Raw genomic sequence first — 22,680 nt, forward strand, 5'->3', positions numbered from 1 at the left:
CGACCGCACACCGTGTGCGTCACACGGCACGCATCCCGTCGGCGTACCCGCAAACCCGGGCGGACACACCCGGGGCGTTTCCCCTCAGAACCGGTCGGTGGGCCGGTACAGCCCCCATACCTCGCGGAGCGTCCCGCAGACCTCGCCCACCGTGGCCCGGGCCCGCAGCGCCTCCTTCATCGGGTAGAGCACGTTGTCCGAGCCCTCGGCGGCGGCCCGCAGCTCGGCGAGGGCACGCGTCACCGCGTCGGCGTCCCGCTCGGCGCGCAGCCGGGCCAGCTTCTCGGCCTGCGCGGCCTCGATCGCCGGGTCGACCCGCAGCGGCTCGTACGGCTCCTCCTCGTCGATCGTGAACCGGTTGAGCCCCACCACCACCCGCTCGCTGGAGTCGATCTCCTGGGCGATCCGGTACGCGGACTGTTCGATCTCCCGCTTCTGGAACCCGGCCTCGATCGCGTCGACGGCCGAGCCGTGGTCGGCCACCCGCTCCATCAACTCCACGGCGGCGGCCTCGATCTCGGCGGTCATCGCCTCCACCACGTACGAGCCGGCGAACGGGTCGACGGTGGCGGTCAGGTCCGTCTCGTACGCCAGCACCTGCTGGGTGCGCAGCGCGAGGCGGGCGGCCTTCTCGGTGGGCAGCGCGATCGCCTCGTCGAAGCTGTTGGTGTGCAGCGACTGGGTGCCGCCGAGCACCGCGGCCAGGCCCTGCACCGCGACGCGGACCAGGTTCACCTCCGGCTGCTGGGCGGTGAGCTGCACACCTGCGGTCTGGGTGTGGAAGCGCAGCATCATCGACTTCGGATCCTTGGCGCCGAAGTCGTCATGCATCAGCCGGGCCCAGATCCGACGGGCGGCGCGGAACTTCGCCACCTCCTCCAGCAGCGTCGTACGGGCCACGAAGAAGAACGACAGCCGGGGCGCGAAGTCGTCCACCGCGAGCCCGGCGGCCAGCGCGGCCCGGACGTACTCGACGCCGTTGGCCAGGGTGAACGCGATCTCCTGCGCGGGCGTCGCGCCGGCCTCGGCCATGTGGTAGCCGGAGATGGAGATCGTGTTCCACTTCGGCACCTCCTTGCGGCAGTACGCGAAGGTGTCAGCGACCAGCCGCAGCGACGGCTTCGGCGGGAAGATGTACGTCCCGCGGGCGATGTACTCCTTGAGGATGTCGTTCTGGATGGTGCCGTTGAGCGCCGAGCCCGGCACCCCGTTCTCCTCGGCGACGAGTTGGTAGAGCAGCAGCAGCACCGAGCCGGGGGCGTTGATCGTCATCGAGGTGGACACCTTGTCCAGTGGAATGTCGGCGAAGAGCAGCCGCATGTCCTCGATGGAGTCGATGGCGACGCCGACCTTGCCGACCTCGCCGTGCGCGATCGGGTCGTCGGAGTCGTACCCCATCTGGGTCGGCAGGTCGAAGGCGACGGAGAGACCCATGGTGCCGGCCCGCAACAACTGGTGGTAACGCGCGTTGGACTCGGTGGCGGTGCCGAAGCCGGCGTACTGGCGCATGGTCCACGGACGGGAGGTGTACATCGTGGGGTACACCCCCCGGGTGTACGGGAACTCGCCCGGGCCGCCCAGCCGGGAGTCCAGGTCCTCCGGAAGGTCGGCCGCCGTGTAGACGCCCTTGATCGGGAAACCGGACTCGCTTGACCGCCGTTCGCTCATCCCCGGATGGTAGGACGCGCCGGCTCATCGTCGGGTGAGGGATACCGCACAGTGCGTCCCGACACCTCGACGGGAGGTGAACGGTTGGGCACGATCTGTGGACTTCGGTAAACGTCCGCCGCGTCGGCTTTCGCATCGGGCGTCGGAACCAGCAAGATAGGGGGGTTGTGTCCCAGCCCCCCTCGATTTCCCCCGGTGGCTTTTCTGTGACTCAGATCCCGACGTGGAGCGGCGGACAGGTAAGTCCCGCCAGCGGACGAGCAGCGCCCGGCACCACAATTGGTGACCGGTACTCGCTGCGGTCCGCGGTGGGCAACGGCGGTATGGGCACGGTGTGGCGTGCCACAGACACCCTGCTCCGCCGCGACGTGGCGGTGAAGGAGGTCGTCCTTCCCCCGGGCCTGGCGCCCAGCGACCGTGACGCCATGTACGAGCGGACGCTGCGCGAGGCCCGCGCCGCCGCGGCCATCCAGCACCCCGCCGTGGTGCAGGTGTACGACGTGGTCACCGAGGCCGGTCGGCCGTGGATCGTGATGGAGCTGCTGGACGCCCGCAGCCTCGCCGACATGGTCATCGAGGACGGCCCGGTCGCGCCCCGCGCGGTCGCCAAGATCGGCATCGCGCTGCTCGGCGCGCTGGAGGTCGCGCACGCGATCGGCGTGCTGCACCGCGACGTCAAGCCGGCCAACGTGCTGATCTGCACCGACGGGCGCTGCGTGCTCACCGACTTCGGTGTCGCCCGGATGCCCACCGACGTGCAGCTCACCACCCCCGGCATGGTGCTCGGCTCACCGCACTTCATCTCGCCCGAGCGGGCCATGGGCCAGGAGTTCGGTCCGCCGAGCGACCTCTTCTCGCTGGGCGTGACCCTCTACACGGCCGTCGAGGGGCGTCCGCCGTTCGACAAGGGCGACCCGATCGAGACCATGCACGCGGTCGTCGAGGACCCGCCGGCCCCGCCGCAGCGCAGCGGCCCCCTGACCCGGGTGCTGATGGGTCTGCTCGAGAAGGACCCGGCCCGCCGACTGGACGTGCACACCTCCCGGGGGATGCTGCGCGAGCTGCTCGCCGGCCCGCTGGGCAGCACCGCCACCGCAGTGCACTCGGTCACCGACCCGTACGCCGTGGTGCCCGTGCAGCAGCGCCCGGCGCCCGTCCACCAACCGGCCCAGCCGGAGCCGAAGCCGGACAACCAGATCGGCGGCCGGGCCATGCTCGCCCCGGACGAGTCGCTGACCGACCGGCTGGCCGCGCTGCGCCGGGGCGAACGCCCGCAGCCGGCCACCGCGGCCGCCACCGCTGCCGCCGCGCTCGACGAGACCAGCGCCGACGCGCTCGCCGGTCCGCTGCACACGCCGACCGGCGCGATGCCCACCCCGGGCCGTCCCGCCGCCGGGCGCACCTACGGCGGCAGCGCGGACGCCACCCAGCGGGTGGACGCCGGCGCGCACCCCGACGCCACCCAGCGGGTCACCTACGGCAGCCGGCCCGACGCCACGCAGCAGGTCGGCTACGGTGCGCCCGACGCCACCCAGCGCATCGGCGGCAGCACCTACGGCGGCGGCAACCAGTGGTCGGTGCCGGGCACCGGCCAGCCCTGGACGACACCGTCCACCGCTTCGGGCGGCGGCGCCCTGGACAAGGTCCGCGCCACCGGGGGCCAGCTCGTCACCACGGTGAAGGGCTGGCCGCGCAAGGTGCAGCTCGCCGCGGCGGGCGGCCTGGCCGTGGTGCTGCTGATCAGCATCGTGGCGCTCTCCAGTGGCGACGATCCCGCCCCGAGCACCCCGCAGGCGCAGCCCACCGCGTCCGCGCCCGCCTCCTCGGGCGTCGAGATGCAGGAGCACGCGGCCCGCGGCATCCAGGTCATGGTGCCCAAGGGCTGGAAGAAGGCCACCGGCGGCTCGTACACCGACTACATTGACCCGGACGACAGCGGCCGCAAGGTGCGCATCATCACCGAGAAGTGGTCCAGCAGCTCCACCCGGTGGGCCGAGACCGCCGAGAACGGCCTCAAGACCCGGAGCACCTCCTGCGTGAAGCCGTACGCGCAGGTCGCCTCGACGGAGACCAAGCTGGCCGACAAGCCGGCTGCCGAATTCGAGTACACCTGCGGCGCGGGCGACACCATGCGGCACGGCATCTGGCGCGGCGTGGCGCAGGACGGCAAGGCGTACTCGTTCTACCTCACCGCGAACGACGCCAAGTTCGCCGAGAGCAAGCCGATCTTCGACGAGATGGTGCGCACGTTCCAGCTCACCGGCGACGGCTGAGCCGAGGGAACCGACAGCGGTGATCCGCCGCCGTGCTATCAAGGGGCATGGCGGCGGACACCACTGACATCGACGACATTCGCGAGCAAGCCCGACGTTGGCTTGCCGACGACCCAGACCCCGCCAGCCGGGACGAGCTGACGGCGGTGCTCGACCGGCTGCCGGCGAGCGCGCCGGAGCTGGCCGACCGGTTCGCCGGTCCCCTGACCTTCGGCACCGCCGGCCTGCGCGGCCCGCTGCGCGCCGGCCCGAACGGCATGAACCTCGCCGTGGTCACCCAGGCCGCCGCCGGGCTCGTCGGCTGGCTCGCCGCCCAGGGCGGCACCGGCCCCCTGGTGATCGGGTACGACGCCCGGCACGGCTCCCGCCAGTTCGCCGAGCGCACCGCCCAGGTGGCCACCGGCGCCGGCCGGCCAGCGCTGCTGCTGCCCCGTCCGCTGCCCACTCCGGTGCTGGCGTACGCGGTGCGTCAGCTCGGCGCGGTGGCCGGTGTCATGGTCACGGCCAGCCACAACCCGCCACAGGACAACGGCTACAAGGTCTACCTCGGCGCGGAGCTGGGCGGCGAGCTGGGCGCCGGGGCGCAGATCGTGCCGCCGGCCGACGCCGGCATCGAGGCCGCGATCCGGGCTGTCGGCCCGCTGACCCAGGTGCCGCTGGGCCGGCCCGGTGAGGTGCTCGGCGACGACCTCGTCGCCGCGTACGTCGAGCGGGCCACCGCCGTGATCGACCCGGACGGGCCGCGGGACCTGTCGGTGGCGTACACCCCGCTGCACGGGGTGGGTGCGGCGGTGCTCACGGCGGCGTTCGTCCGGGCCGGTTTCCCGATCCCCGGTGTGGTGCCCGACCAGGCCGAACCCGACCCGGAGTTCCCCACCGTGTCGTTCCCCAACCCGGAGGAGCCGGGTGCGGTGGACCGGCTGATCGCGCTGGCCGACGCCACCGGCGCGGACCTCGCCATCGCCAACGACCCGGACGCGGACCGCTGCGCGGTGGTCGTCCGGGAAGGCGAGGACGGGCGGGGCTGGCGGATGCTGCGCGGCGACGAGGTGGGCGTGCTGCTCGCCGACCACCTGATGCGGCGCGGGGTGACCGGGCTCTACGCCACCACAATCGTCTCGTCGTCCCTGCTGCGGGCGATGTGCGCGGCGCGGGGCCTGCCCTACGACGAGACGCTGACCGGGTTCAAGTGGATCGTCCGGGCCGGCGGCGGAAGCGCGCCGCTGGTCTTCGGCTACGAGGAGGCCCTCGGCTACTGCGTCGCCCCGGAGCACGTCCGGGACAAGGACGGCATCACCGCCGCGCTGACCGTGGCCGAGCTGGCCGCCGGCCTCAAGGCGCAGGGTCGTACGTTGACCGACCGGCTGGACGAGCTGGCCGCCGAGTTCGGCGTGCACCACACCGACCAGCTCTCCGCCCGGGTGGACGACCTGCGGATCATCGCCGACGCGATGACCCGGATCCGGGCGGCCACCCCGGCCACCCTGCTGGGGCAGCCGGTGGACAGCGTCCGGGACCTGCTGCCCGAGTCGGACGTGGTGATCCTGCGTACCGCGAAGGCCCGGGTGGTGATCCGCCCCTCCGGCACCGAGCCGAAGCTCAAGGCGTACCTCGAGGTGGTGGAGCCGGTGCCGGACGGCGACGTCGCGGCCGCGCGGACCCGGGCCGGCGCGGCGGTCGCGCAGTTGCGCGCTGAGATCGCCGCCGCCCTCGGCATCTGACCGCGACCGACCCCACCACCCTGTCCTGTTCCCTTTGCTCTGCTTCAGCGGAGGCAACACCAGGCAGCCGTTTGTGTTGCCTGGGTTGAAGCAGAGCAAAGGGAACAGCGGAGGCGGGCCGGCCCGGCGGTCAGGCGCGCTTGCCGAGCGCCGCGTCGACAGCCGTGGCCAGGGCAGCGACGACCAGGCCGACCGAGGGGCGGACCACCGAATCGTCGGTGCTCACCTGACCGGAGAAGCCCGCACCGGTGGCGATCTCCTCCAACCGCCGGCGGGCGGTGGCGGCCTCCTCGCCGTTCACCCCCAGCGCGGACTCCATCCGCAGCACCACGACCAGGGTGGCCAGCGCGGCGGTCCGCTCGTCCGGGGCTGCCGCGCCGGTCAGCGCCTCGGTCAGCCGCTGGCGGGTGTCCGCCTCGACGGAGGCGTCCACCACCGGATACCGGTGCACGTGGATGAAGCCCAACTCGGTCTCGTCGACGTCCTGCACGACGCCCTGGGCGCACAGGTCACCGAGGATGCGGTCGCGCAGGCCGTGCCGCAGGCGCTGCACCCAGGAGGCCGGGGTGTGCGGGGTGTCGGCGGCGATCCGGCCGAGCACCTCGTCGGTGACCGGCTCGCCGGTGGGCGTCGGGTCGACGACGGTCAGGTTTCCGTCGGCGTACGCGATCCGGCCGGCCAGTGCCAGCTCGACAAGCACCGCGGCCGCCATGCCCAGGTCCAGGCTGATCCGCGGCATGGTCGCCTTGCCGGTCGAGTCGTCGTAGGCGAGGAGCAGCAGCTCCTCGGCGAGCGCAACACCAGTCATGGCCCGAGACGGTAGCGGGTCCACGCACCACCGCGCGCGGACCCGCCGTCACCCGGAACGGACCGGGTGGAAGATCAGAACCGGGGCATGCCGCCGAACTGGCGGTCACCGGCGTCACCGAGCCCGGGAACGATGAACATGCTGTCGTTCAGGCCCTCGTCGATCGAGGCGGTGACCAGGCGCAACGGCAGACCGGAGCGCTCCAGCCGCTCGATGCCGACCGGCGCGGCGAGCACGCAGACCACTGTCATGTCGGTGCAGCCCCGGTCGGCCAGCAGCCGGCACGAGTGCTCCAGCGAGCCGCCGGTCGCCAGCATCGGGTCGAGCACCAGCACCGGCAGGCCGGCGAGATCCCGGGGCAGCGACTCCATGTAGGCGCGCGGCTCGTAGGTCTCCTCGTCGCGGGCCAGGCCGACGAAGCCCATCGACGACTCGGGCAGCAGGCCGAGCGCGGCGTCCGCCATGCCGAGACCGGCCCGCAGCACCGGCACCAGCAGCGGCGGGTTCGCCAGCCGGGTGCCCTCGGTGCCGGTGACCGGCGTCTGCACCGGGTACCGCTCGACGGGGAAGGTGCGCGCCGCCTCGTACACCAGCATGGTGGTCAGTTCGTGCAGCGCCGCCCGGAACGTCGAGGAATCGGTGCGCGCGTCCCGCATGGCGGTCAGCCGGGACTGGGCCAGCGGGTGGTCAATGACGTGTACGTCCACGATCGCTCAACCTACCCGGCCGGTCGACGTGCCGGTGGGGGTGCGGTCGGACCGGCGACGCCGCTCACGTCGGGCCCACCGTGACCAAGATCACTCAGCGGTTCCGTGCGTAGACTTCTCGGCATGACGGCGACAACGACGTCGGCCCGGTCGGACCTCTCCGAGCTGGGACGATCCGAGACCGCTCTGCGGACCTTCCTGCACGGCCTGCCCGGCGTGGACCAGGTCGGCGCGGAGCAGCGGGCGGCACAGCTCGGCACCCGCTCCATCAAGACCACCGCCAAGGCCCAGGCGATCGACCTGGCGATCCGGATGGTCGACCTGACCACCCTGGAAGGGGCGGACACGCCCGGCAAGGTGCGCGCACTGGCCGCGAAGGCGCTGCGCCCCGACCCGGCCGACCCGTCCTGCCCGCACGTCGGCGCGGTCTGCGTCTACCCCGCGATGGTCCCGTACGTGGCCGAGGTGCTGCGCGGATCCGGTGTCCACCTCGCGAGCGTGGCGACGGCGTTCCCGTCGGGTCAGGCGCCGCTGGAGATCAAGCTGGCCGACACCCTGGCCGCCGTCGCGGCCGGCGCCGACGAGATCGACATGGTGATCAACCGGGGCGCGTTCCTGGCCGGCCGTTACAAGGAGGCCTACGACGAGATCGTGGCCACCAAGCAGGCCTGCGGTGACGCCCACCTCAAGGTGATCCTGGAGACCGGCGAGCTGGCCACGTACGACAACGTGCGCCGCGCCTCCTGGCTGGCCATGCTGGCCGGCGGCGACTTCATCAAGACCTCCACCGGCAAGGTCCCCGTCGCGGCGACGCTGCCGGTGACGCTGGTGATGCTGGAGGCGGTCCGCGACTTCCGCGCGGCGACCGGGCGGCAGGTCGGCGTGAAGCCGGCCGGTGGCATCAAGACCACCAAGGACGCCATCAAGTACCTGGTGATGGTCAACGAGACCGTCGGCCCGGACTGGCTCGACCCGGACTGGTTCCGCTTCGGCGCGTCCAGCCTGCTCAACGACCTGCTCATGCAGCGCACCAAGCTGACGACCGGCGTCTACTCCGGTCCCGACTACTTCACCCTGGACTGATAGCCGATGTTCGAATACGCCCCCGCCCCCGAGTCCCGCTCGGTGGTGGACCTCAAGCCCTCGTACGGGCTGTTCATCGACGGCGCGTTCGTCGACCCGACCGACGGCGGCAGCTTCAAGTCGATCAACCCCGCCTCCGAGGAGGTGCTGGCCGAGATCGCCGAGGCCGGCGCCCAGGACGTGGAGCGCGCGGTCCGCGCCGCCCGCACGGCGTACGACAAGGTCTGGGGTCCGATGCCGGGCCGGGACCGGGCGAAGTACCTGTACCGGATCGCCCGGCTCATCCAGGAACGCTCCCGCGAGCTGGCAGTCCTGGAGTCCCTGGACAACGGCAAGCCGATCCGGGAGTCCCGCGACGTCGACCTGCCGCTGGTCGCCGCGCACTTCTTCTACTACGCCGGCTGGGCCGACAAGCTGGAGCACGCCGGCTTCGGGCCGAACCCGCGACCGATCGGCGTGGCCGCCCAGGTCATCCCGTGGAACTTCCCGCTGCTCATGCTGGCCTGGAAGATCGCCCCGGCGCTCGCCGCCGGCAACACCGTGGTGCTCAAGCCCGCCGAGACCACCCCGCTGACCGCGCTGCTGTTCGCCGAGATCTGCCAGCAGGCCGACCTGCCGGCCGGCGTGGTCAACATCGTCACCGGTGCCGGCGACACCGGCCGCGCGCTCGTCGAGCACCCCGGCGTCGACAAGGTCGCCTTCACCGGTTCCACCGAGGTCGGCCGGGCCATCGCCCGGTCCGTCGCCGGCACCAGCAAGAAGCTCACCCTGGAGCTGGGCGGCAAGGCCGCCAACATCGTCTTCGACGACGCCCCCATCGACCAGGCCGTCGAGGGAATCGTCAACGGCATCTTCTTCAACCAGGGACACGTCTGCTGCGCCGGCTCCCGCCTGCTCGTCCAGGAGAACGTGGCCGACCGCGTGCTGGAGTCGCTCAAGCGGCGGATGGCCCAGCTCCGCGTCGGCGACCCGCTGGACAAGAACACCGACGTCGGCGCGATCAACTCCGCCGCCCAGCTGGAGCGGATCCGCGAGCTGTCCGACGCCGGCTCCGCCGAGGGCGCCGAGCGCTGGTCACCGCCGTGTGAGCTGCCCGAGCAGGGCTTCTGGTTCGCGCCCACCATCTTCACCGGCGTCACCCAGGCCCACCGGATCGCCCGCGAGGAGATCTTCGGACCGGTGCTGTCGGTGCTCACCTTCCGCACGCCGGCCGAGGCCGTCGAGAAGGCCAACAACACGCCGTACGGGCTGTCGGCAGGCATCTGGACCGACAAGGGCTCCCGCATCCTGTGGATGGCCGACCGGCTGCGCGCCGGTGTGGTCTGGGCCAACACGTTCAACAAGTTCGACCCCACCTCGCCGTTCGGTGGCTACAAGGAGTCGGGTTACGGTCGCGAGGGCGGCCGGCACGGGCTGGAGGGGTACCTCAATGTCTGAGCGGGTCGCGGTACGCAAGACGTACAAGCTCTTCATCGGCGGGAAGTTCCCGCGCAGCGAGTCGGGACGGTCGTATCTCGTGCAGTCCTCGAATGTGTCACTGGCCTCCCGCAAGGACGCCCGGGACGCGGTGGTCGCCGCCCGCGCCGCCGTGAAGGGCTGGGCCGGCGCGACCGCGTACAACAGGGGTCAGATCCTCTATCGCGCCGCCGAGATGCTGGAGGGCCGCCGCGAGCAGTTCGTGGCCCTGGGCATCCCCGGCGACGAGGTGGACGCGGCGGTGGACCGCTGGGTCTGGTACGCCGGCTGGGCCGACAAGCTCGCCCAGGTGTACGGCGGCGCCAACCCGGTCGCGGGCCCGTACTTCAACATCTCCGCGCCCGAGCCCACCGGCGTGGTCGCCGTGGTGGCCCCGGAACGCCCGGCGCTGCTCGGCCTGGTCAGCGTGATCGCCCCGGCGATCGTCACCGGCAACACGGTGGTGGTGGCGGCCTCGCCGTCGGAGCCGCTGGCGGCGGTGACGCTGGCCGAGGTGCTGGCGACCTCCGACCTGCCCGGCGGGGTGGTCAACATCCTCACCGGCGCGATCACGGAGACCGCGCCGGCGCTGGCCGCGCACATGGACGTCAACGCGATCGACCTGACCGGGGTGACCGACGCGTCGCTCGCCACCGAGCTGGAGGTCAAGGCCGCGGAGAACCTCAAGCGGGTGCTCCGGCCGGCCCCGGCCGGCCACGACTGGTCCGTCGACCCGGGCGTGACCCGGATGACCGCGCTGCTGGAGACCAAGACGGTGTGGCACCCCAAGGGGGTCTAGCTCTGCGGGCCGTGAAGTGCCTGGTGGGGGGCGTGTCGGGCGTTTGCGGGGTGGTTGGTTGGGCAGGCGAGGGGCGCACGAGCACCGACGAACAGGAGTCGACGCATGCGCGCACTGCGACTGCCCAACTGGAAGTCCGAGCCGGAGATCGTGGAGGTCGACCAACCGGAGCCCGGCCCGGGTGAGGTCGTGATCAAGGTCGGGGGCGCGGGCGCCTGCCACTCCGACCTGCACCTCATGGACGAATTCGAGGCGGGGGCGGTGCCCTGGAACCCGCCGTTCACCCTCGGGCACGAGAACGCCGGCTGGGTGCACGCCCTGGGTGCGGGCGTCACCGGGCTGGAGATCGGTCAACCGGTGGCGGTCTACGGCCCCTGGGGTTGCGGCATCTGCGCCCGCTGCCGGGTGGGCGCCGACAACTACTGCGAGAACCCGGCCGGTGCGCCCGTCCCCGGGGGCGGTGGCGGCCTGGGACTCGACGGGGGGATGGCCGACTACCTGCTCGTTCCGGCCGCCCGGCACGTCGTACCGCTGCCCGACGGCCTCGACCCGGCGTCCGCCGCCCCGCTGACCGACGCCGGGCTGACCCCGTACCACGCGGTCCGCCGGTCGTGGGCGAAGCTCGCACCCGAGAACACGGCAGTGGTCATCGGCGTGGGTGGTCTGGGGCACGTGGGCGTGCAGATCCTCAAGGCCACCACGGCGGCCCGGGTGATCGCCGTGGACACCCGCGAGGAGGCCCTCAAGCTGGCCGAGGAGTGCGGCGCGGACCTGACCGTACGCTCCGGCGAGGGCGCGGCGGACGAGATCAGGGGCGCGACCGGCGGTCGTGGCGCGGACGTGGTGCTGGACTTCGTCGGCGCCGACCCCACCCTGAAGCTCGGCGCGGCGGTCGTCCGGACCGTCGGGGACCTGACCGTCGTGGGCCTCGGCGGCGGCACCCTGCCGGTCTCGTTCTTCGCCGTCCCCTACGAGGCCAGCATCCAGACCACCTACTGGGGCAGCCGTCCCGAACTCGGCGAGGTGCTGGAACTGGGCGCGCGTGGGCTGGTACGACCCAAGATCACCACATTCGGCCTCGACCAGGCCATGGACGCGTACCGCCGGATGCGGGACGGGACGCTGGAGGGTCGCGCGGTCATCGTTCCGTGATCAGGAACGCGGGCCGGCCGTGCCACCGGCCGGCCCACCGCAGGGTCTACTACCGGGGGTAGGATTGCCGGGTGACTCGGTTGGGCGATCTTGAGCGTGCGGTGATGGACGTGCTGTGGGACGTGGTCCCGGGCACGTCGGACGGGGTGACCGTGCGCGAGGTGGCCGACGCGCTCGACGGTCGCGAGCTGGCGTACACGACGGTGATGACCGTCCTCGACCGGCTCGCCGGCAAGGGCATGGTGCAGCGGGAACGGGAAGGTCGCGCCTGGCGGTACCGGCCGGCGGCCAGTCGTGAGGCGCACATCGCCCAGCTCATGCTCGACGCCCTCGACCTGGGCGGCAGCCGCGACGCCGCGCTCGTGCGCTTCGCCCGCTCGGTGACCGGCACCGAGGCCGAGGTGCTGCGGGCCGCCCTGGGCAGCGAGGCCGGGCTGGCCGGGCCCGGTTCCGCCGACAGCGACACGGGCGGGGCCGACGCCCTGACCGACCGGGTGGATCCGCCGGCGGGCCGACGGCCGGCCGGCGAGGCAGCGGAGCGGTAGGGCCCGCGCCATGGCCTACGCCGTGCACTTCGCCGCCACCATGCTGGCCTGCTATCTCACCGCGCAGGTGCTGGCCCGTTCCACCTGGACGTGGCGCAGCCCGCGGGTGGCGATCATCTGCTGGCAGGCCGTCGGGCTGGCGCTGGGCCTCTCCGCGATGGGCCTGCCGATGGCCCTCGGGCTGAGCGCCTACGACCTGCCGACCGGCAGCGCCCTGCTCGCCCTGACCACCGACCTCGCCCACGGCAATCTGCCGATCGGCGAGACCGCGTTGCACCTCGGCAGCGTCGGAGTGGGCTTCGGCATCGGAGCGGTGCTCGTCACCACCACCGTCCGCAGCATCCACGGGACCATCCGCGCCCAGCGCCGACACCGGGACCTGCTGACCCTGGTGGCCCGGGACGACCCGGCAGCCCCCGGGGCGCTCGTCCTGGACCATCCGAGCGCCGCCGCGTACTGCCTGCCCGGGGTGAAGCCGCAGGTGGTGGTCAGCGCGGGCACGTTGAGCCTGCTGGACCGCGCCGAACTGGCCGCCGTGCTCTCCCACGAGCGCGCGCACGCCCACGAGCGACACGATCTGGTGCTGCTGCCGTTCACCGCCCTGTGCCGGGCGCTGCCGTGGTTCGGCTGGGTCCGTGACGCACACGAGCGGGTCGCCCTGCTGGTCGAGATGCGCGCCGACGACAAGGCCCGCGAGCTGCACGCCGAGGCTCCGCTGGCGGGCGCGCTGCGCCGCTTCGCCGCCGCCGGGCACCGGGTCACCCCGGCCGGCGCGCTGGGCCTGGGCGACCGCGACCTGGACGTACGCGTCCAGCGCCTGCTGGTCGCCGATCGGCCGCCCCGCGCCCTCGGGGCCACGGCCCTCGCGGTGGCCACCACCCTGGTCGCCCTCCCGATCACGCTCTTTCTGAGCTGACGCCCGAGCCCCACGCTCTCGCACGTCCCCGGCGCGCGCCGCCCGCTGGCGCGCGCCTCGCACCCACCCCGGCGCGGTGGAGCGCGATCATCTCCCGGATCCCATTACTACTACGGCCCGTCGTAGAATTTACTACGACGGGCCGTAGTAGTAGTTACATGTAGGCAAGCTACGTGTAGGGTTGCTACGACAAGGGAGCCAACAGCTAGGGAGAGCCGGCCATGGATACGCTGCTCCTCGCCCGCCTGCAGTTCGCCACCACCACGTCGATCCACTTCCTGTTCGTGGTCGTCACGCTCGGGCTGGTCACGCTGCTGGTCGGCATGCAGACCGCATGGGTGCTCACCGGCAACGCGAAGTGGGAGCGGCTGACCCGGTTCTGGGGCCAGCTCTACGTGATCAACTACGTGCTCGGCATCGCCACGGGCATCGTGATGGAGTTCCAGTTCGGGCTGAACTGGAGCGGCCTGTCGCGTTACGTCGGCAACGTCTTCGGTGCGCCGCTGGCGATCGAGACGCTTGTGGCGTTCTTCCTGGAGTCCACGTTCCTCGGGATGTGGATCTTCGGTTGGCACCGGCTCCGCAAGAGCGTCCACCTCGCGCTGCTGTGGGGCGTGGCGCTCACCGCGTACGCCTCGGCGTTCTGGATCATGGTGGCCAACTCCTGGCTGCAACACCCGGTCGGGTACGAGGTCCGCGACGGCATCGCCCACCTCACCGACTTCGGCGCGCTGCTCACCAACCCCAGCCTCGGCATGGCGTTCGGGCACGTGGTCTCCGCCGCGCTCCTGGTCGGCGGGATGCTGATGGCGGCCGTCAGCGCCTGGCACCTGATCCGGCGTACGCCCGACTTCGCGCTCTTTCGCACCTCGCTGCGGATCGGCCTGGTCACGGCGGCACTGGCGATCACGATGGTGCAGGGCTTCGGCTTCGCCCAGTTCGGCCCGGTCGGCGAGGTGCAGCCGACCAAGTTCGGCGCGGACGACCCCGAGGCGCAGGCGCTGATCGGCGAGTGGACGACCCGGTTCGGGCCGGGCGACTACACCCCGCCGGTGCTGGCCAGTGTCGGGCTGGGCTTCATGATCCTCATCGGCTTCACCCTCGGCTGCGTGTGGTTGCTGCTGCCCCTGCTCTACCGGGACTGGATCATCCGACTGCGCTTCCCCCTCTGGCTCATCCTGCTCGCCGTGCCGTTGCCGTTCATCGCGGTGATCCTCGGCTGGATCGCCCGCGAGGTCGGCCGCCAGCCCTGGGTGGCGTACGGGCTGCTCCCCACCGGGCAGGCGGTCTCCCCCGTCGGCACGCCGGTGATGCTCGCCTCGCTGATCGGCTTCAGCCTGCTGCTGGGCACCCTCGCCGTCACCAACTGGGTGCTGCTCGCCCGGCACGCGGGCCGTGGCGCGGCCGACCCGGCTCTCGGCCGCCCACCGGCGGCGCCCGGTGAGCCGGCCCACCCCGAACCCGCCCTCGCCTGAGCGACTGAGGAGACTCACCGTGGATCTCGCCTGGTACGCCCTTCTCGGCCTCTTCTTCGCCTCCTACCTCGTGCTCGCCGGCTACGACTACGGCGTCGGGTTGCTGCTCGCCCGGGGCGGCGCCCCGGCCGGGCGGCGGGCCGCGCTCACCGCTCTCGGCCCGTTCTTCCTCGGCAACGAGGTCTGGCTGGTCGCCGCCGTGGGCATCCTGTTCGGCGCCTTCCCGGTGCTGGAGGGCGAGCTGCTCGCCGGCTGCTACCCGGCGGTCGCCGGCGCCCTGGTCGGCGTCGTCCTGGTCACCGCCGGGGTGCAACTGCGCAGCCGGCCGGGCGACGTGCGGGTCCGCGCCCGCTGGGACCGGGTCATCGTGGTCGGCAGCGCGCTCGCCGCGCTGGGCTGGGGGGTGGTGCTGGCCGCGCTGTTGCAGGGCGTGCCCCGCCAGGCCGACGGGCACGTCGCCGGGGTGTCGCACCTGGCGACCCCGTTCGCGGCGACCGCCGGGCTGACCATGGTCGCCCTGGTCGCGGTGCACGGTGCGACATTCCTCACGCTGCGACTGCCGGCCGACGCCGCCGACGCGGCCGGCCGCACGGCCCGCCGGCTGGTGCCGGTGGCGCTCTGCGCGGTCGTCGTGGCCACCGTCGTGGGCGTGCTCTCCCCTCGGGTACGCGACGCCGTCGGGCGACCGGCGGTGGCCGTACTCCTGCCGGTGTTGCTGGTGGTGGCGCTGCTGGCGGCCCGCGCGGCGCTGGCACGGCGGCGGCCGGGGTGGGCCCTGATCGCCACCGGCGCGGCAATGGGGCTGCCCGTGGCGCTGGTCGGCGCGGCTCTCTGGCCCTACGTGCTGGTGTCCACGACCGACCCGGGCGCCTCGCTGACGGTGGCCGACGCGGCCGCCAGCACGCCGACGCTGCGGCTGCTCGGCTGGGTGGCGCTACCGCTGCTGCCGGCCCTACTAGGCTTCCAGGCGATGTGCTGGTGGGTTTTCCGGGGACGGACCGACGGCAGGGCACCGGTGTACTGGTGAACCGCCGTCCCTTCGACCCGCGTCTGCTGCGTCGGGTCCCTGCGGCCCGGCGCGATCTCGCCGTGCTCGCGCTCCTCGGCGTGCTCGGCGCCGCGTTGATCGTCGCGCAGGCCACCGCGCTGGCGGCGGTGCTGGCCACCGCCTTCGACGAGCGGCTGAACCGGCCGGCGCTGGCGGGTCTCGTGGTCGCGGTCGCCGCCCGGTCGGCGCTGGTCTGGGCACAGGGCACGGTCTCCGCGCGGGTCGCCGCCACGGTCAAGGCCACGCTGCGGGCCGACCTGCTCGGCGCGGTGGGGCGGCACGGGCCGGGCTGGGTGGCGGGGCAACGGGCCGGCGAGCTGGCCACCCTGACCGGGCGTGGGCTGGACGCGCTGGACGCCTACTTCACCGGGTACCTGCCGCAGTTGGTGCTCAGCGTGACGGTGCCCGTGGCCGTGCTGGCCCGGATCGTCGTCGCCGACTGGGGCTCGGCGCTGATCATCGCGTTGACGCTGCCGCTGATCCCGGTCTTCGGCGCGCTGCTCGGCTGGCAGGCGCAGGCCGCCACCGAGCGGCAGTGGCGCCGGCTGGCCCTGCTGGGCGGGCACTTCCTGGACATGGTGGCCGGGCTGCCCACCCTGCGCGCCTTCGGCCGGGCCCGCGCGCAGACCGAGGTGGTCCGCCGGATGGCCGACGGGCACCGGGTCGCCACCATGAAGACACTGCGGATCGCCTTCCTCTCCGCGCTGGTGCTGGAGCTGGTCGCCACCCTGTCGGTGGCCCTGGTCGCGGTGCCGGTCGGCATCCGGCTGCTCGGCGGAGGGCTGACCCTGCACACCGCGCTGCTGGTGCTGCTGCTCACCCCCGAGGCGTACCTGCCGCTGCGGGCCGCCGGCAGCCGCTTCCACGCCAGCATGGAGGGGCTCACCGCGCTGGACGAGGCGCTCACCGTCTCGGCCGTGCCCGCCACCCCCCGCGCCGCCGAGGGTGCGACCACCCCGGACGGTCGCGGCGAGATCCGGTTCGAGGCCGTGACAGTGGCGTACGAGCGGACCACCGCGCTGCGCGACGTCACAGTGACCATCCGGCCCGGTGAACGGATCGCCATCATCGGGCCCAGCGGCGCCGGCAAGAGCACCCTGCTCGGTCTGCTGCTCGGCTTCGTGACCCCGACCAGCGGCCGGATCACGGTCGACGGTGTCGACCTCGCCACCGCCGACCCGGACGCCTGGCGTCGGCAGCTCGCCTGGGTGCCGCAGCGCGCCCACCTCTTCGCCACCTCGCTGGCCGACAACATCCAGCTCGGCGCACCGGACACCTCGCCCGAGGCGCTCGCCGCCGCGGTCCGCGACGCGGCCCTCGACGACGTGGTGGCCGCCCTGCCCGACGGACTGACCACGCTGCTCGGCGAGCGCGGGCACGGCCTGTCCAGCGGCCAGCGGCAGCGCGTCGCACTGGCCCGGGCGTTCCTGCGCGACGCCCCGGTGGTGCTGCTCGACGAGCCCACGGCACGGCTGGACACGGCCGCCGAAGCGGTGGTGCTCGACGCCACCCGGCGGCTGGTCGCCGGACGGACGGCGCTGCTGGTGGCGCACCGGCCGGCGCTGCTGACCGACGCCGACCGGGTCCTGCGCATCGAGGACGGCCGGGTCACCGAGCTGACGCCCGAACCGACGTCGAGGGCGACACGATGAGCGCGGAACACGGACCGGAGGTCGGGGCCGGCGTGGCATCGGCCGGGCGGGTCGGCGCCGAGCGCGCGGTGCTGCGGCTGGCCCGCCCGTACCTCGGCCGGCTGGCCGGCGCCGGGCTGCTCGCCGCCGCCACCGAGTTCGCCGGGCTCGCCCTGATGGCCACCGCGACGTGGCTGCTGATGAGCGCCGCCGGGCGGCCTCCGCTGGACCGGCTCACCGTGGCGATCGTCGCGGTCCGGGCACTGGCGATCAGCCGGGGCGTGTTCCGCTACACCGAACGGCTCGCCGGGCACGACGCGGTCCTCCGCATGATCACCGACGTACGGGCCCGGGTCTTCGCCACCCTCACGGCCCGCCGCGACACCCGACACCGCTCGGGGGACGTCCTGAGCCGGCTGGTCTCCGACGTCGAGGCGGTCCAGGATCTGCTGCTGCGGGTGCTGGTGCCCGGCGCGGCGGCGGCACTGGTCGGGGTGCTGGCGGTGGCCACTGCGGCGCTGATCTCACCACCGGCCGCCGGTGTGCTCGCGCTCGGGCTGGTGGTCGCCGCCGTTGCGCTGCCCGCGCTGGCCACAGCCGTCACCCGGCGCAGCGCCGCCGAGGTGGCGCCGCTGCGCGGCGCGCTGGCCACCGACGCCGTCGACCTCACCCACGGCGCCGCCGACCTGGCCGCGTTCGGGGCGACCGACGCCGCGCTGCGCGTCGCCGAACAGCGGGCCGGCCGGCTCGCCCGCCTGGAACGCCGGCTGGCCGCCACCGGCTTCGCGGTGGACGCCGCGGGGGTGTTGACGGCCGGACTGACCGCCGCCGCGGTGGTGCTTGTCGCGCTGGCCTCCGACGTGCCGGGCGTCCTGGTCGGAGTGCTGGCCGTCGGGACCCTGGCCGCCGTGGAGGTGGCGCTGGCCCTCGTCTCGGCCGCCCGGCAGTGGACCCAGCTGCGGCCCGGCCTGGCCCGGGTGGCGGCCCTCCTCGACGTCGAGGAGCCCACCGCCACGCCCGCTCCCCCGGCGACCGACCTGGCCGAGCCGCACGACCTGCGCTTCGTCGAGGTGAGCGTGCGGTACCGCACTGGCGCCGCACCCGCGCTGGACGGGGTGAGCCTGGACCTGCCCGCCGGCCGGCGCATCGCAGTCGTCGGCCCGAGCGGCGCCGGCAAGAGCACCCTGGCCGCCGTGCTGACCGGTGCGGTCCGGCCCACCTCCGGCCACGTCACCCTGGCCGGGCGCGACCTGCTGACGTACGCCGAGGAGGACCTGCCCCGCAGCGTCGGCGGGCTGCTCGCCGAGGCGTACGTCTTTCATGCCACGGTCCGGGAGAACCTGCTGCTCGGGCGGGCCGGGGCCGACGAGGACGAGTTGACCGCGGCCATGAGGGCCGCCGGCCTGCTCGACTGGGTGCGCGCCCAGCCGGCCGGCTGGGACACCCTGGTCGGCGAGGAGGGCGGTCAGCTCTCCGGCGGCCAGCGGCAACGGCTCGCGCTCGCCCGGGCCCTGCTCGCCGCGCCGCCGGTGCTGGTGCTCGACGAGCCCACCGAGGGGCTGGACCCGACGGCCGCCGACGCGGTGCTCGCCTCCGCCCTCGCCGCCACCCCCGCCGGGCACTCGGTCCTGCTGATCAGTCACCGGCTCAGCGGGCTGGCCGACCTCGACGAGATCGTCGTCCTCGACGGCGGCCGGGTGATCCAGCGCGGCCGGCACGCCGAGTTGGTCGCGACCCCCGGCTGGTACCGGGACCAGTGGCTTCTCCAGGCGGCAGCCGAGCGCGGGTACCTGGCCCTCGCTCCCTGACCCGCTTCGGGGACGGACCAGGGTTCTCCCCGACGTGGAGGCGCTCGCCTCCGTGGCAGGGTGGTGCCATGCGGCATGCTGACGACTTCCTGGTCGAGGAGCACCTGCGGGCGCTGGCGTCCCGGTTGCAGGGGCCGGCGCGGCTGAAGTCCGACCTGCTCACCGAGGCGCGGCACGACCTGCAGGACTCCGTCGACGCGTACCGCGAGAGCGGTGTGCCACCCACGGAGGCGCAGCTGCGGGCGGTGGCCGAGTTCGGCTCACCGGCGCAGCTGCTGCCGTCCTGGCAGGCGGAGCTGGCGGTGGCCGCCCTGCGCGGCCTGTCCCTGCGGATGCTGGCCGTGGCCGGGATCCTGGTGGCCGCCGGCGACCTGACGTGGCGCGGGTCGAGCTGGAGCGCGGGTCCGCCGCCGCCGGCGCTCTACCGGCTGCTCTCCGCCTCGGTCGACTGGATCTGGCTCGGCGCACTGCTGCTGGCCGTGACCGGCCTGCTGGTGGTGCGGGCGAGCGCCCGGTCCGCACGACCGGGCCTGGCGGCGGCGCAGCGCGCGGTGGGCGCCGCCCTGATCGGCACGCTGGTCCTCGGCATCGTGGCCGGCGGGGCACTCTTCGCCTGGTCGATCGATATGTGGGACGCGGCGCTGACGTGGCCACCGATGATCGTCGGCATGGTCGTGATGGGCGCGGCGCACTTCTCGCTGACCCGCGCCGCGCGCGGCTGGCTGCGGGCCGCCGCCCGCTGACCGGCCGCCACCGCCGTGCCGACCCCCGGACGGCTCAGGCGGGGGTGACGGGCGGGCTGCCGGGATCGAGGAAACGGCCGACGGTCACGCGGAACTCCTGCCATCCGGCGCGCTCGCCCGCCAGCGCGCGGCGGCCGGAGTCGGTGAGCTGGTACGTCCGCCGCTCGCGACCGTTGACAGTGCTCCAGGTGCTCGCCACGTGACCCGCGCGTTCCAGCCGGCGCAGCGCCGGATAGATCGTGCCGGTGGGCAGGTCGAGACTGCCGTCACTGCGCGCCCGCAGGGACTCGATGATGGCGTACCCGTGCAGCGCGCCCTGTTCGAGAACGGCGAGCAGAAGGGCGTCGAGGTGGCCGTGCAGCGCCTGGGCCTTCATGCGTAGCAACGCTACTTGTCGAACGCCCGGATCGCCACCGTCACGCACGCGCAGGCCCGACACGTTTCCCGGCCGGTCACCGGGGTGCGGGCTCCGCGCTTCCCGAGCCGCCGACTAGGGTATGTGCCCAGAGTCACTCGCCGGTCGGAGACGCCGGCGGGTGGGCAACCCGAAGCACACGGAGGTCAGCGTGGCCCGCCAGTCGCCCCAACGGCCCGACGCCGACGAGCCCGAGCTCGACGACACCACCGGCCCGGCCGAGCCAGACGAGGCCGACGAGGCCGACGACACCCCCCGCGCGTCGGCCGACCGGTCGCTCTGGGACGAGCTGCGGATCGACCCGGTGGAGATCGCCCTGCCCGCCGGCACCGGCTTCACGCTGCGGGCGTACCGGCCGGCGGGGTCACTGACCCCTACCGACGTGACCGAGCGCGACCAGGACGACCCGTTCCTCGCCCGCCGCCAGGTGATCGAGGAGGAGGACGACGAGACCGTCGTCATCCTCGACGAGGAGCTGGCCGAGGAGTTCGCCGACCGTGACGAGGACGAGCCGTCCCGCCGTCGCCGCGACAGCGCCACGGACGCCGACGCGACCGCCGAGGACGACGAGACCGAAGCCGAGGCCGAGGCCGAGGACGTCGCCGACGAGGCGGACGACGAGGAGGTGCCGGTCTTCCTCAGCCACCGCGGCAAGCTGCTGCTGTTCAAGACCCCCGAATCGCTTGTCAGTTTCATCCGCTCCGGCGCACCCAACGATCTGTCCCAACTGGACAGCTGGAATGAATTGTCCGAACGGGTGGAGCCGGCCGACATCGCGCCGCTCGACGAGGACACCTACGAACTCGACCTCGTCGTGGAGAACCTGCGCGGCGGTCACGACAGCTGGGATTCGACCCTGCTGATCGAGGCCGGCGAGGTCGCCCGCGACCTGTCGTACGCGTTGCGCCTGCCTGCGGTACTGGACATGCTCTCCGCCGGCTCCAGCCTCGACGACCTGGACGAGGCGCTGCGGGCCACGGCCAACGGCGGGATCGGCGCCTTCATGGGCCGGCGACGGTTGAAGAAGATCGGGGCACAGACCGCGAGTTTGGGTTGGCGCACCATTGTCGGCAAGATCTCTGCGGTGGTGGACTGGCGCGACTGACCCGTACCGGGGAGCATCAGTTGCTGGCAGTAGGAAGACCTGTCCCGGGAGGAGGACGACGCCGTGGCGCTCGTGCGCGTGTACTGCGGTCTGGCCTCGGCGGATCCGGCTGACCGACCGGCCTCGGCCGGTTCGACGCTGACGTCCGCTGTGGTCGACGACGCAGGCCGTCTGCTGCATGTCTGCGAGATCGGCGACGACGCGGCTGGTTACGCCCAGCTCGTCGCCCTGCTCGTGGAGCGGTCGGGCGGGCCGAGCGGTGCGGCCATCGCCGCCGACAGCGACGACCACACGGTCACCTCGCTGTTGAGCGCGGCGGGTCGGCCCCTGGCGATCGCCGACGACGACTCGGTGGACGACTTCGCCGAGCGGTTCGCCGACGACGACTCCCTGGAGGAGATGCAGTCACCCCCGGCCGAGCGTCGGGCCGTCGGCCTGGCCCGCGCGTTGCAGGCCGGTGCGCTCTCCGCCGTCACGCTGCCCGCTCCCCGGGACCTCGCCGGCTACAAGCAGGTGCTCGCCGCGCACGCCGCCCTGGCCAGCGGCCGGCACTCCGCCGCCGTGGCGCTGCGCGAGGTGCTGCGGGAGCTCTACCCGGCGGCGCTGCGCGCCTATCCGGATCCGGCCGAGCCGGTGTCCCTGGCCGTGCTGGACGCGCTGCCCGAGCCGGGCATGCTCGGCGGCACCATCGCCCGTGGCCGTGAGGTGTCCGTCGCCGCGGACGCCATCGCCGCGCATCTCGCGGCGGACGGGGTCGCCGATGCCGAGGAGATCAACGAGGCGGTCACCGCGCTGCGGGTCGCCATCTCGGAGACACCCCGCCGCGCCGCCGTCAACCGGGCGCTCACCTCCGCCGTGGCCGAGACCGTCCGGCAGGCCGTCGCCTCCGTACGGGCCTGCGACGCCGGCTGCGAGGCCCTCGTCAGCGCGCTCAGCGCGCGGGTCAGCACGCCCGCCCCGGCCCCCGGCCGACGGGCCGCAGCCCGTCGTGGCGAGTCGGTCGGCGAGCTGACCGGCCTCGCCGGCATGCGCACGGTCCGGCCGACGCCGGCCGCCGCCGAGCCCACGCCGGTCACCGGCCGACGCAGCCGACCCGAGCCGGCGCCGGGCAGCGCCCCGCTGGCGTCGCCGCGTCCTCTCGGGCCGCCGCCGGTCGCCCCTGCTCCGGTCACCCCTCCGCCGGTCGCGCCCGCGCCGATCGCACCGGCAGCGGTCGCCGGCCCGCCGGTGTCGGCGCCTCCCGGGCGGGCCGAGCCCATGCCGAGCCGGATCGACGGTCCGACCAACCGGCCGGTCTCGTCGCCGCCGCCCCCGCCGCCGGGGATCAC

The 22,680-nt window shown here is 73.6% G+C and carries 18 protein-coding genes and 1 pseudogene; 15 read left to right on the plus strand and 4 right to left on the minus strand.

What is annotated here, in order from left to right; genetic code table 11:
• Positions 1–84: 84 nt before the first annotated feature.
• Positions 85–1,668: an acyl-CoA mutase large subunit family protein gene (locus ACLQ27_RS18440; protein WP_234587342.1), complete on the minus strand. Its 1,584-nt coding sequence runs from the start codon at positions 1,666–1,668 to the stop codon at positions 85–87.
• Between the two features lie 206 nt (positions 1,669–1,874).
• Between ACLQ27_RS18440 and ACLQ27_RS18445 the strand changes: the two genes are divergently transcribed.
• Both ACLQ27_RS18445 and ACLQ27_RS18450 read left to right on the plus strand, forming a co-directional pair.
• Positions 1,875–3,941: a serine/threonine-protein kinase gene (locus ACLQ27_RS18445; protein WP_425867784.1), complete on the plus strand. Its 2,067-nt coding sequence runs from the start codon at positions 1,875–1,877 to the stop codon at positions 3,939–3,941.
• A gap of 47 nt (positions 3,942–3,988) precedes the next feature.
• Complete coding sequence (locus ACLQ27_RS18450) at positions 3,989–5,662, plus strand: phospho-sugar mutase (protein WP_357573328.1); 1,674 nt, start codon at positions 3,989–3,991, stop codon at positions 5,660–5,662.
• Positions 5,663–5,792: 130 nt separating this feature from the next.
• On the opposite strand, the gene ACLQ27_RS18455 is transcribed toward ACLQ27_RS18450, so the two are convergent.
• Positions 5,793–6,470 carry a GOLPH3/VPS74 family protein gene (locus ACLQ27_RS18455; protein WP_425867786.1) on the minus strand — a complete coding sequence of 226 codons (678 nt, stop codon included), beginning with the start codon at positions 6,468–6,470 and terminating at the stop codon, positions 5,793–5,795.
• A gap of 74 nt (positions 6,471–6,544) precedes the next feature.
• Positions 6,545–7,177 (minus strand): uracil phosphoribosyltransferase, encoded by a 633-nt coding sequence (gene upp, locus ACLQ27_RS18460; protein WP_234587331.1) that lies wholly within the window; start codon positions 7,175–7,177, stop codon positions 6,545–6,547.
• A 123-nt stretch (positions 7,178–7,300) separates the two neighbouring features.
• On the opposite strand from upp, the gene deoC reads away from it, so the two are divergent.
• The 11 genes from deoC to ACLQ27_RS18515 all read left to right on the plus strand — a co-directional run bounded on the left by deoC (position 7,301) and on the right by ACLQ27_RS18515 (position 19,832).
• The gene (gene deoC / locus ACLQ27_RS18465) at positions 7,301–8,260 is read left to right on the plus strand and encodes a deoxyribose-phosphate aldolase (protein WP_425867789.1); all 960 of its coding nucleotides are present in this window, start codon (positions 7,301–7,303) and stop codon (positions 8,258–8,260) included.
• 6 nt (positions 8,261–8,266) lie between these two features.
• Positions 8,267–9,697 (plus strand): aldehyde dehydrogenase family protein, encoded by a 1,431-nt coding sequence (locus ACLQ27_RS18470; RefSeq protein ID WP_234587327.1) that lies wholly within the window; start codon positions 8,267–8,269, stop codon positions 9,695–9,697.
• Positions 9,690–10,514: an aldehyde dehydrogenase family protein gene (locus ACLQ27_RS18475; protein ID WP_357493555.1), complete on the plus strand. Its 825-nt coding sequence runs from the start codon at positions 9,690–9,692 to the stop codon at positions 10,512–10,514. The genes ACLQ27_RS18470 and ACLQ27_RS18475 overlap by 8 nt, the downstream gene beginning before the upstream one ends.
• Positions 10,515–10,619: 105 nt before the next feature.
• Positions 10,620–11,666 (plus strand): NAD(P)-dependent alcohol dehydrogenase, encoded by a 1,047-nt coding sequence (locus ACLQ27_RS18480; RefSeq protein WP_357573330.1) that lies wholly within the window; start codon positions 10,620–10,622, stop codon positions 11,664–11,666.
• A gap of 71 nt (positions 11,667–11,737) precedes the next feature.
• Positions 11,738–12,211 (plus strand): BlaI/MecI/CopY family transcriptional regulator, encoded by a 474-nt coding sequence (locus ACLQ27_RS18485; protein ID WP_357493551.1) that lies wholly within the window; start codon positions 11,738–11,740, stop codon positions 12,209–12,211.
• Between the two features lie 10 nt (positions 12,212–12,221).
• Complete coding sequence (locus ACLQ27_RS18490; RefSeq protein ID WP_357493549.1) at positions 12,222–13,127, plus strand: M56 family metallopeptidase; 906 nt, start codon at positions 12,222–12,224, stop codon at positions 13,125–13,127.
• Positions 13,128–13,348: 221 nt separating this feature from the next.
• Positions 13,349–14,602 carry a cytochrome ubiquinol oxidase subunit I gene (locus ACLQ27_RS18495; RefSeq protein WP_425867792.1) on the plus strand — a complete coding sequence of 418 codons (1,254 nt, stop codon included), beginning with the start codon at positions 13,349–13,351 and terminating at the stop codon, positions 14,600–14,602.
• 19 nt (positions 14,603–14,621) lie between these two features.
• Positions 14,622–15,629 carry a cytochrome d ubiquinol oxidase subunit II gene (locus ACLQ27_RS18500; protein ID WP_425867793.1) on the plus strand — a complete coding sequence of 336 codons (1,008 nt, stop codon included), beginning with the start codon at positions 14,622–14,624 and terminating at the stop codon, positions 15,627–15,629.
• Entirely contained in the window at positions 15,626–17,302 is a 1,677-nt protein-coding gene (gene cydD / locus ACLQ27_RS18505) for a thiol reductant ABC exporter subunit CydD (protein WP_425867794.1), read from the plus strand. The genes ACLQ27_RS18500 and cydD overlap by 4 nt, the downstream gene beginning before the upstream one ends.
• Positions 17,299–19,089: a thiol reductant ABC exporter subunit CydC gene (gene cydC, locus ACLQ27_RS18510; RefSeq protein WP_425867795.1), complete on the plus strand. Its 1,791-nt coding sequence runs from the start codon at positions 17,299–17,301 to the stop codon at positions 19,087–19,089. The genes cydD and cydC overlap by 4 nt, the downstream gene beginning before the upstream one ends.
• A gap of 68 nt (positions 19,090–19,157) precedes the next feature.
• Positions 19,158–19,832 carry a permease prefix domain 1-containing protein gene (locus ACLQ27_RS18515; RefSeq protein ID WP_357493539.1) on the plus strand — a complete coding sequence of 225 codons (675 nt, stop codon included), beginning with the start codon at positions 19,158–19,160 and terminating at the stop codon, positions 19,830–19,832.
• Between the two features lie 34 nt (positions 19,833–19,866).
• On the opposite strand, the gene ACLQ27_RS18520 is transcribed toward ACLQ27_RS18515, so the two are convergent.
• Positions 19,867–20,208 carry a PadR family transcriptional regulator gene (locus ACLQ27_RS18520; RefSeq protein WP_007455469.1) on the minus strand — a complete coding sequence of 114 codons (342 nt, stop codon included), beginning with the start codon at positions 20,206–20,208 and terminating at the stop codon, positions 19,867–19,869.
• A 160-nt stretch (positions 20,209–20,368) separates the two neighbouring features.
• Between ACLQ27_RS18520 and ACLQ27_RS18525 the strand changes: the two genes are divergently transcribed.
• Together ACLQ27_RS18525 and ACLQ27_RS18530 are read left to right on the plus strand one after the other, a co-directional pair.
• On the plus strand, positions 20,369–21,352 hold the full coding sequence (locus ACLQ27_RS18525; protein WP_425867797.1) for a DNA primase: 984 nt from the start codon (positions 20,369–20,371) through the stop codon (positions 21,350–21,352).
• A 39-nt stretch (positions 21,353–21,391) separates the two neighbouring features.
• Positions 21,392–22,346, plus strand: a pseudogene (locus tag ACLQ27_RS18530) (transposase); the annotation flags it as partial.
• Between the last annotated feature and the right edge of the window lie 334 nt (positions 22,347–22,680).

The organism is Micromonospora sp. DT63, from assembly GCF_049841615.1.
Taxonomy (GTDB): Bacteria; Actinomycetota; Actinomycetes; order Mycobacteriales; family Micromonosporaceae; genus Micromonospora.